The sequence below is a fragment of the Variovorax sp. 20P10.2.4 genome (assembly GCF_058244205.1).
In genome coordinates this window covers 1-8,779 of record NZ_JBZAYE010000291.1, presented here as the reverse complement: position 1 = coordinate 8,779, position 8,779 = coordinate 1, and the positions used below count along the sequence as shown (strand labels likewise).

General features: G+C 70.3%; 9 protein-coding genes and 1 pseudogene. 5 read left to right on the top strand and 5 right to left on the bottom strand.

Annotated elements, in window-relative coordinates:
* From AC27VN_RS23910 to AC27VN_RS23900, 3 genes and pseudogenes are all read right to left on the bottom strand, one after another.
* A pseudogene (locus AC27VN_RS23910) lies at window positions 1–769 on the bottom strand (hypothetical protein); the annotation flags it as partial.
* Window positions 770–780: 11 nt separating this feature from the next.
* Window positions 781–3,171, bottom strand: coding sequence for a type VI secretion system Vgr family protein (locus AC27VN_RS23905; RefSeq protein ID WP_490878117.1), 2,391 nt, complete (start codon window positions 3,169–3,171; stop codon window positions 781–783).
* Window positions 3,172–3,495: 324 nt separating this feature from the next.
* On the bottom strand, window positions 3,496–4,470 hold the full coding sequence (locus AC27VN_RS23900; protein ID WP_490878116.1) for a GlxA family transcriptional regulator: 975 nt from the start codon (window positions 4,468–4,470) through the stop codon (window positions 3,496–3,498).
* Window positions 4,471–4,583: 113 nt separating this feature from the next.
* On the opposite strand from AC27VN_RS23900, the gene AC27VN_RS23895 reads away from it, so the two are divergent.
* Both AC27VN_RS23895 and AC27VN_RS23890 read left to right on the top strand, forming a co-directional pair.
* A complete protein-coding gene (locus AC27VN_RS23895) occupies window positions 4,584–4,889 on the top strand; it encodes a DUF3817 domain-containing protein (RefSeq protein ID WP_490878115.1) in 306 nt (101 codons plus the stop codon).
* Complete coding sequence (locus AC27VN_RS23890) at window positions 4,886–5,311, top strand: CopD family protein (protein WP_490878114.1); 426 nt, start codon at window positions 4,886–4,888, stop codon at window positions 5,309–5,311. Before AC27VN_RS23895 ends, AC27VN_RS23890 begins: the two co-directional genes overlap by 4 nt.
* Here the strand turns inward: AC27VN_RS23890 and AC27VN_RS23885 are convergent.
* A complete protein-coding gene (locus AC27VN_RS23885) occupies window positions 5,301–6,206 on the bottom strand; it encodes a LysR family transcriptional regulator (protein ID WP_490878113.1) in 906 nt (301 codons plus the stop codon). The two genes, AC27VN_RS23890 and AC27VN_RS23885, sit on opposite strands and share 11 nt — an antisense overlap.
* On the opposite strand from AC27VN_RS23885, the gene AC27VN_RS23880 reads away from it, so the two are divergent.
* Window positions 6,205–7,194: an NmrA/HSCARG family protein gene (locus tag AC27VN_RS23880; RefSeq protein WP_490878112.1), complete on the top strand. Its 990-nt coding sequence runs from the start codon at window positions 6,205–6,207 to the stop codon at window positions 7,192–7,194. The genes AC27VN_RS23885 and AC27VN_RS23880 overlap by 2 nt on opposite strands.
* Window positions 7,191–7,442, top strand: a complete 252-nt coding sequence (locus AC27VN_RS23875) for a DUF2798 domain-containing protein (protein ID WP_093346974.1) — start codon at window positions 7,191–7,193, stop codon at window positions 7,440–7,442. The genes AC27VN_RS23880 and AC27VN_RS23875 overlap by 4 nt, the downstream gene beginning before the upstream one ends.
* Before the next feature lie 23 nt (window positions 7,443–7,465).
* Here the strand turns inward: AC27VN_RS23875 and AC27VN_RS23870 are convergent, their stop codons facing one another.
* Window positions 7,466–8,101: a cysteine hydrolase family protein gene (locus tag AC27VN_RS23870; RefSeq protein WP_490878111.1), complete on the bottom strand. Its 636-nt coding sequence runs from the start codon at window positions 8,099–8,101 to the stop codon at window positions 7,466–7,468.
* A 115-nt stretch (window positions 8,102–8,216) separates the two neighbouring features.
* Here AC27VN_RS23870 and AC27VN_RS23865 point away from each other — a divergent pair.
* Window positions 8,217–8,779 (top strand): cupin domain-containing protein (locus AC27VN_RS23865; RefSeq protein WP_490878110.1); only part of this gene is annotated, 563 nt, incomplete at its 3' end.

The window sequence follows — 8,779 nt, the reverse complement described above, 5'->3', positions numbered from 1 at the left end:
GCGTGGCCAGTCGCGCGGCGCGCTCGGCCGTTGCCTCCACGGCGGCCGCGTCGCCGCGGCGAAGCAGCACCAGCATGTCGGCATAGAGCTGCCGAAACAGCGCGGCCCCGCCACTCCCGCCGCCCGCCTGGGCCGCGATCTCGCGCGCGGCCTCCAGGATGTCGAGCGGCGCATCGACCACGCGCACGACGCCCGCATGCCGCTCCACCAGCGGCTGCCAGGCGCGCGAGTCGCTGTCGTCGACCAGCACCAGCCGCAGCAGCCCGGCATCCTGCGACGGCACGGGCGCCTGCATTGCCGCGTCGAGCCAGCGCTCGAAGCAGGCCGCGTCGCTCACGCCACCCGGTTGCAGCACGACCGACAGCCGCTGGCGGCGCAGGTGGCGCGCCAGCGACAGGCCGGTGTCGACGAAGCCGGCGGCGCTGTCGCGGCCGCTCGCGTGTTCCTCTTCCCAGGGACCGGTCACGCCCTGCTTCGCGAGCTGCGGCCGGTTGTGAAGGAAGGTCTCGATCAGGGCCTGCCGCAGCTCGCGGCTGTAGCGGTAGCCGGTCTCGAAGGCCGCGTCCAGCCGCAGGAAGAGGTCGGGCGTGGCGTAGTCGCTGTCCACCATCTGCAGGGTGAAGAAGGCATCGAGCATGCGCTGCGAGTCGGGCGGCAGCCGCAGCACGACCGCGCGCAGCGAGGCATCGTCGGTGCGCTCCCACCACAGGTCGTGGAGCCGGGCCATGCGTTTTTCGACCGGGTTGCGCACCGGTGCCGCGGAGGACATCGATGCGGCCCTCAGCAGTTCAGGAAGATCTTGGTGCCGTTCACCGTGACGCCCGAGGCATCGAGCATCAGCGTCGCGCTGCCCGCGCGCAGCACGATGCGCCCCGGCGTGACCTCCACCGCCGTGCCGTCGACATCGAGCACCACGCTGGTCGGGCTCGCATGCGTCATGGCGCCCGAGGCGAAGGTGTCGAGCGTGCCGCCCTCGGCGCTCACGCCCACGCTGCCCGAGGCCACGGCCGAGAAATCGCCGCCTTGCGCCAGCAGGCCCATGTTGAGGGCGGCCGTTCCGAACAGGTTGGCGGCCGAGCTGGTCAGCGAGACGTCGCCCTGCGCGGTGGCCGAGGCCGGGCCGGCCGGCACGTTGAGCGTCATCGCGTCGTTGTAGGTCGCGGCATGCGAGCGGGCCGAGACCTTGTAGGCCTGCCCGATGGTGGTGGTCTGGCCCAGCGTGACGTTCCACAGGTCGTTGTCCTGCGCCGTGACGGTGCGGGCCTGGGTGACCGTCAGCGAATCCGTGCCCGTGACCGAGGTGGTCTGGTTGCCCGTGACGCTGGCGGTGCGGTGCGCCTTGGCGATGTGCGTCTGGTCGCCCGTGACCGTCAGGGTCTCGGTGCCGGTGATGGCATGGCTGCGGTTCGACTTGACGGTGACCGCCTCGTCGCCGTCCACGGTCTCTTCGCGCTGGCCGTGGATCGTGATCGTCTCGTTGCGGTCGACGGTCTTGGTGCGGTCGTTCTTGATGTGGTGGGTCTCGTCGCGCTCGACGGTCTTGTTGCGGTCGCGGCCCACGGTGTGGACCTCGTCGTTCTCGACCTCGAGCAACTGGTCGCGTTCCGCATGCAGCCACAGCTGTTCCTCGCCGAGCTTGTCCTCGAAGCGCAGCGCGTTCGCGTTCGCGGCGTTGCCGCCTTCGGAGCTGCGCGACAGCAGGCCGCTCTGGGTCGCGTTGGCGGGCAGGTCCCAGGGCGGCATGTTGTCCGCGTTGTAGACCCGGCCCGTGATCAGCGGGCGGTCGGGGTCGCCGTACTCGAAGTCGACCACCACCTCCTGCCCCACGCGCGGGATCTGCATGCCGCCGAAGTTGCTGCCGGCCCAGGGCGAGGACACGCGCACCCAGCACGAGCTGCTCTCGTCCTTGCTGCAGTACCGGTTCCAGTGGAAGCTGAGCTTCACGCGTCCGTACTGGTCGGTCCAGATCTCGCGGCCCGCGGGGCCGGTGACCACCGCCGTCTGCGGGCCCGTGGTGCGTGGTTTGAGCGCGTCGGGCGTGGGGCGGAAGATGTTGTTCGCCGGCAGCACCTCGAACTCGACCCGGCAGCGGAACTCCTCCAGCCCCGTCGCGTCGCCCGCTTCCTGCAGCGACAGGCGCGCGGCGGTCACGAGGTAGTCGGCATTCGCGCTGTCCTGCGGATGGTCGGTCAGCGTGAAGCGGTAGCCGGCCGCCAGGCCGCGCAGGTTGCCCGCGCCGCTGGCGACCTGGCCGGGCGCACCGGTCTCCTCCATCCGTGCGCGCGCGATCTGCTCGCCGTCGGCCTCGGCCGCGTAGTTGCCCGGCCAGGCGAACACCTCGCGCGTCGCATGCCGGGTGCGGCGCGGCATCGCCTTGGTGCGCAGCAGGTCGGCCTTGGGGCGCGTGAAGTCGAAGTCGCCCGTCACCCACTGGCCGCTTTGCAGCGCCTCGGCCAGCTGGAAGTGATGGCAGTGCTCCTCGTTGGACGAGGCCTCGGCGGCGCTGAAGGGAATGCGCTCGTAGCCCCCGGCGGGGAAGGGAGCGTGCGCCTGCATGTCGTCGACGATCACCAGCGTGTGGCTGTTGGCCGCGTGCTCGAAGTAGTAGTAGAGGCCCCACTCGTGCAGCAGGCGACTCGCGAAGTCGTAGTCGGTCTCGCCGTACTGCACCACGAACTCGCGCGGCGGATAGCTGCCCGTGGCGCGGATCGAGAGCGCGAAGCCGTAGGCCCCGAGCACCTCGTCGACGATGTCGAGCACGTTCCTGTTCTGGAAGATCCGGAAGTCCCGCGAGCGCTGGGCCAGGCTCAGCCACGACTCGATGACCACCTCGTAGAGCGCGCGCCGTTGCTCCAGGCGCAGGAAGCGCGCGCGGGTCACCAGCCCCGAGAGATGGCGCTGCTGCTGCGCGCCGCCGGGCCGGCCGTCGAGCAGGATGTGCACGCCGAACTCCTCGCCGATCAGGGGCTTGAGCTTGACGTTCGCGGCCGAGCGCACATCGATGGCGCTCGACGCCGGCGTGGTCAGCGTGAGGGTGTAGCGATAGGGGCGGCTGAGCGCTTCCTCGCCCTCGATCAGGACGGGTTCGAGGGCGGCCACCCCATCGAGCATGGGCATGGCATCGGAGGTCGCGGTGATCTTGCGGCCCCGGCTGGAGGCGGGCGTGGGCATGGAACTCCCTGAAGCGAAACGTGAAGGGCGACGACAGGAGCGGACCGTCTCCCGCATGCAAAACCGAGCACTGTAGAGAAGCTCGTGCCGCTCAACCGTAAGAAGCTGCAACCAAATTGCAATGGCGACACATCCATTCCACTACGTTCGGCGACGGATATCAGTCGAAGGTTCGAAGGAAGGCCTTCGTTTGGCCACATGGCATCGAACCGGGGGTGCAAACGTTTCCGCTCCGGGCGGCACTCTACTGCCGTTTGGGCCGGCCGAAGACGCGACTACTAGGATTCGTAGTCGCGCGCCGATGCACCGTCGGCGCCGGGAAACTCAGGCCTTCGGCCCCGCGCCGAAGCTCTGCCGGTACGCGCTGGGACTCACGCCCGCCACGCGCTGGAACTGCGCCCTGAAGTTCGCCGCCGACCCCAGCCCGACCTTGGCGACGATCTGCTCGATACCGAGGCGCGTGCGCTCCAGCAGCTCCTGCGCGCGGCGCACGCGCGCGCGGATCAGCCATTGCGCGGGCGAGACGCCGAACTGGTCCTGGAAGCGCCGGTTCAGCGTGCGCTGGCTGCTGCAGGCCTGGCGCGCGAGGTCGTCGAGCGACAGTGGCCGGTGCAGGTTGCGCTCCACCCAGGCGAGCAGCGGCTGCAGGTCGCGCTCGGCGGGCAGGTCCAGCGGCTGGATGAACTGGGCCTGGCCGCCCTCGCGGTGCAGCGGCACCACCGACAGCCGCGCCACGCGCGCCGCAACGGCCGCGCCGAAGTCCTTGCGCACCATGTGCAGACACAGGTCCAGGCCCGCCGCCGCGCCCGCGGAGGTCAGGATGTGGCCATGGTCGATGTAGAGCACCTTGGCATCGACCTCCACCCGCGGATGAAGCTCGGCGAGCAGCGGCGCCGCGACCCAGTGCGTGGTGGCGCTCAGCCCGTCGAGCAGCCCGGCCTGCGCCAGCACGAAAGCGCCCGAGCAGATGGAGGCGATGCGCGCGCCGCGCGCCGAGGCCGCGCGCAGTGCCTGCAGCACGGCGCGGCTGATCGGCGCCGCGGGATCGGCGATGCCGGGCACGACGATGGTCTGCGCCTCATCGAGCACCGAGAGCCCGTGCCGGACCGTGAGCGTGAAGCTGCCGCTGTCGAAGGACTTCCGTTCGCCGCAGACCGCGATGCGGTAGCAGGGCTGGCCGGGCGCGAGCTCCGCATGGCCGAAGACCTCGCAGGCGCTCGCGAGATCGAAGGCGATGAGGCCGGGCAGGGCGAGCACCGCGAGCCGGTGCGGCGTGGTGTTCGGGGCGCGGGGTGTCATGGCGGTGGATTCTTCCATGGTTGGCGGAAAACAGTCGAAGCTTGTCAATCCGGCCACTTTCGCTTCGGGCAATGCATGGGGAGACTACGGGGGTTCCCGTCATGGAGTTGCTCTTGCCGTCCCGAGCCCTGCGTCTTTCCCGTCTCCGGCTTTTCTGCCTGCTCGAAGCCGCCACGCTGCTGATCCTGCTGCTGGTCGCGGTGCCGATGAAACACCTCGCCGGCCTGCCCTGGGCCGTGAGCCTCATGGGGCCGCTGCATGGCCTGGTCTTCCTGGGCTTCTGCTGGAAGGTCGTGAACGCGGCGACGCTCGAGGATGTCTCCGCGCGCATGGGTTTCAAGCTCGTGCTCTTCGCCTGCCTGCCGGGCGGTGGCTTCTACAGCTGGAAGCTGCTCGATCGCGAGCCGGTCTCGCCATGACCTATCTGTGGCTCAAAGCGTTGCACCTGGCCGCGGTGCTCGCCTGGACCGGCGGCCTGCTGCTGCTCGGCGTGGCGGCCGCCGCGCTCGGCCGCTCGGGCGGTGTGCTGCTGCCGCACGAGAAGCGCATGGGACAGGCCTTCCTGCGCTGGGACCGCCGCGTCACGGTGCCGGCGATGGTCGCGGCATGGGGCCTGGGCATCACGCTCGCGAGCCTGGGCGGCTGGTTCGGCGCGGGCTGGCTTTATGCGAAGCTGGTGCTGGTGTTCGCGCTGTCGGGGCTGCACGGCGTGCTGTCGGCCTTTGTCAGAAGGCAGCTCGAGGGCATGAACATCCGCGAGCGCGCATGGATCCGGATCGGCCCGGGGATGTGCGTCGCGGCGTTCGGCGGCATCGCGCTGCTCGTCGTGCTCAAGCCTTGAACCCAGGCTCGAGCGAAGGCAGGTTCTGCGCCGCGAAGTCCGCGAACAGCTTCGCGCGCGCGAAGCTGCCCCGGGCCGCGGGCCACACCGCATGCACCGGCACCCGCGGCGACTCGAACTCGGTCAGCACCAGCTCGATGCGGCCGCTCTCGAGCAGATGGCGGATCTGCCACAGCGGCGTGAAGCACAGTCCCAGGCCGTTCGCCACCGCGGCATAGAGCGAAGCGGTGTTGTCCGCCCGGAAGCGTCCCGAGACCTTCACCCGCCGCGGCCGGCCATCGATGGTGAACGGCCAGTTGGCGTCGTTGCCGTGCGTGGTGCGCACCAGGCATTGGTGATCGACCAGGTCCTCGGGGCGTTGCGGACGCCCGTGCCGCGCGAAGTAGTCGGTCGCGCCGAACACCACGAGCCGCAGGTCGCCGAGGCGCCGCGCCGCCAGTTCGGAATCGGGCAGTTCGCCGATGCGGATCGCGAGGTCGATGTCGCCTTCGATCAGGTCGACGAAACGGTCGGAGGCGGTGAGGTCCACCTCGATGCCTGCGTAGCGTTGCATGAACGCGCCGATCAGCGGCACGACGAAGGCCGGCGCGAACTGCACGGGCGCGGCCACGCGCAGCAGGCCACGCGGCGCGCTCGACTGGCTGCTTGCCTCCGCCGCGGCCGCGTCGAATTCCGCCAGCGCGGCCTGCACGCGCCGGTGGTAGGTCCGTCCCACCTCGGTGGGGGACGACTGCCGCGTGGTCCGCCGGATCAACTGCACGCCGATGCTGCGCTCGAGCACGCCCAGCGACCGGCTGATGGACTGCACCGAGCGCCCCAGCTGGCGGGCCGCGGCGCTCTGGCTGCCCAGCTCGACGATGGCGACGAAGGCGCGGATGTCCTGAATCTGGTCCATGGATTCTTCCGTTCTGGATGAAGGTCTTTGGCGGCCGCCGTGGATTCACGCGTGCGGCGGCCGTCCCTATCTTCGGGACTCCGCGGCCTGGTGCCGCTCATCGATCGAGGAATCATCCATGGAACAACATAGACCCACGGTGCTGGTGGTCGGCGCCACTGGCCGCGTGGCCGCGCTCGTGGTGCCCGCGCTGGTACGGCGGGGTGCCACGGTGCGCGCGCTGGTGCGCAGCGAATCCGGCCGGCGCCAGGCGATCGACAACGGCGCCGCCGAAGCCGTCGTTGCCGACCTGCGCGATCCGCCGAGCCTGCGGCGCGCGGCCGCGGGTGCGGACGGCGTGTTTCACATCGGCCCGGCCTTTCAGGCGGACGAAACGCAGATGGGTTGCAATCTCGTCGCCGCCGCGCAGCAGGCCGGAGTGCGCAAGTTCGTGTTCTCGTCGGTGATCCAGCCGACGCACGTCACGCTCGCGAACCACGCGAGCAAGGTCCCGGTGGAGGCCGCACTGTTCGAGTCGAAGCTCGAATACACCCTGCTGCACCCCGCCAACTTCTTCCAGAACCTGCGGGGCGCCTGGCCCGGCATGGCGCGGGACGGCGTCTTCGCGGAACCCTACCCGGTGCACACGCGGATCGCGCGCGTGGACTATCGCGACGTCGCCGAGGTCGCGGCCATCGCGCTGACCGAAGACCGGCTGGCCTACGGCTCGTTCGAGCTGTGCGCGCCCGGCCGCTTCAATCCGCAGGAGATCGCGGCGATGGCCGGCGAGGCGCTCGGCCGACCGGTGGCGGCGCGGGAGCTGGACTTCGAGGGCTGGGCCGAGCGGACGCGCCCGCCCTATGACGCGCGCCAGTTGCAACTGCTGTCGAAGGTCCACGCGCACTATGCGGCGCACGGGCTCGGCGGCAACGCCCTCACGCTCGAGGCCATCCTCGGCCGCGCGCCGCGCACGCTGGCGCAATACATCCGCGAGCTGGCCGCCGCATGAGCCGCGGCCTCCGGAAACTGCCGGCGCGCTGCGCGGGCATCCTCATGCCGCTGCTGCTGTCGGTCTTTATGTCGTGCATCGTGGCCGGCATCGCGACGCTCAAGAGCGTGGGACTCAGCGAGGAATGGCCTCGCATGTGGATGGGCGCCTGGGGCGTCTCGTGGCTGGCCGCGTTTCCCTCGTTGCTCGTCCTGCTGCCGGTGGTGCGCCGCATCGTCGCGGCGACTGTGCAGAGCCCGCCGCGCTGACCGTCGCGCAAGGCCGCGAAGGCTCAGCGATCGATCCGCGCGACGAACTCCTCGCTCGTCATCACGTGCGCGGTCGAGAAGGCCAGGATGGTCAGCGTGGCCTGGTGCACCGCCTCGGCCGGCATCGCGCCCTGGCCCATGTCGGGGTAGTCGAAGGTGCCGGTCGCATCCGACAGGAAGGCCACCTTGTAGTTGCGGAACATCGCGTCGCGCGCCGTCGCATGGCAGCAGTTCTCGGTCGTGGTGCCGGTGATCGCCACGGTGTCGATGCCCCACTCGCGCAGGATCAGGTCGAGGTCGGTCGCGAAGAAGCCGCTGTAGCGGTGCTTCTTGACCACGTGCTCGCCCGCGGCCGGCGCGAGCGCCGCGAAGATCTCGCTGCCGGGCGTCTCGTCGACCAGCGCGCTGCGGTCGGCGATCGGGCCGTAGAGGTCGTCGTACAGGCCCATGTCGCAGCCGTCGCGCCGGTGCACGTGCGCGGTGTAGATCACGCGGATGCCGCGCTCGCGGCAGATGGCCAGGGTGCGCGCCAAGGTCGGCACCATGGCCGCGGCCTGGGCCGAGCGCAGCTGGGCGCCCTCGGCGACGAAGTCGTTCTGCATGTCGACGACGATGACGGCGGTGGTCGCCGGATTGATGCGATCGATCTGATAAGGCATATTGGCCCCTCGGTGGGTGAGTCGGATGGTGGCGGGTGCGGCGATCTTGGGTCGCGCCGGCCGTCCGCGCTGGCCCCGGCTTGCCAAGCTTTGTTCTCCACCTGCCATCCATTCCATGAAAACCCTGGTCGAACCCGGCGACAGCTTCGAGAAGTGGCACCAGGTCACGTGCCGCAGCTACTCGGTCACGCAGTGCGCGAATGCGCCGGGCGGCGCTGCGTTCCGCGCCAGGGTGTCGCAGCGCGGGCTGGGCGCGCTCGCGCTCAACGAGATCGAATCGAAGCTGCCCGGCGCGGCGACCATCCGCGTCACGCGCGGCGCCACCGACATCCGGCGCGATCCGCGCGACGACTTCTTCCTCTGGTTCGCGCTCGGCGGCAACACGCGCTTCAGCCAGGACGAGCGGCGCGTGAGCATGCGCCCCGGCGACATGGTGCTGCACGACCAGTCGCGTCCCTTCAGCCTCGAGTTCGGCGAGTGGTCGCATGCGGTCATGGTCGCGATCCCGCGCGCGCTGCTGACCAGCCGCATCGGCGCGGCCGACGAATTCGTGGCCCGGCCGGTCGGTCGCGATGCGAAGCTGGCCGCGCTCGCGGGATCGGTACTGCAGCAGTTGATGGCGCTGCACGACGATGCGCCGCCGGCGCTCGCGCAGGCCGCGATGGACATCTGGTCGAC

What these genes read in the sequence shown, in the direction of transcription:
- AC27VN_RS23905 (WP_490878117.1), bottom strand. Translation starts at nt 3,171, where the DNA reads ATGCCCACGCCCGCCTCCAGCCGGGGCCGCAAGATCACCGCGACCTCC.
- AC27VN_RS23900 (WP_490878116.1), bottom strand. Translation starts at nt 4,470, where the DNA reads ATGACACCCCGCGCCCCGAACACCACGCCGCACCGGCTCGCGGTGCTC.
- AC27VN_RS23890 (WP_490878114.1), top strand. Translation starts at nt 4,886, where the DNA reads ATGACCTATCTGTGGCTCAAAGCGTTGCACCTGGCCGCGGTGCTCGCC.
- AC27VN_RS23880 (WP_490878112.1), top strand. Translation starts at nt 6,205, where the DNA reads ATGGATTCTTCCGTTCTGGATGAAGGTCTTTGGCGGCCGCCGTGGATT.
- AC27VN_RS23885 (WP_490878113.1), bottom strand. Translation starts at nt 6,206, where the DNA reads ATGGACCAGATTCAGGACATCCGCGCCTTCGTCGCCATCGTCGAGCTG.
- AC27VN_RS23875 (WP_093346974.1), top strand. Translation starts at nt 7,191, where the DNA reads ATGAGCCGCGGCCTCCGGAAACTGCCGGCGCGCTGCGCGGGCATCCTC.
- AC27VN_RS23870 (WP_490878111.1), bottom strand. Translation starts at nt 8,101, where the DNA reads ATGCCTTATCAGATCGATCGCATCAATCCGGCGACCACCGCCGTCATC.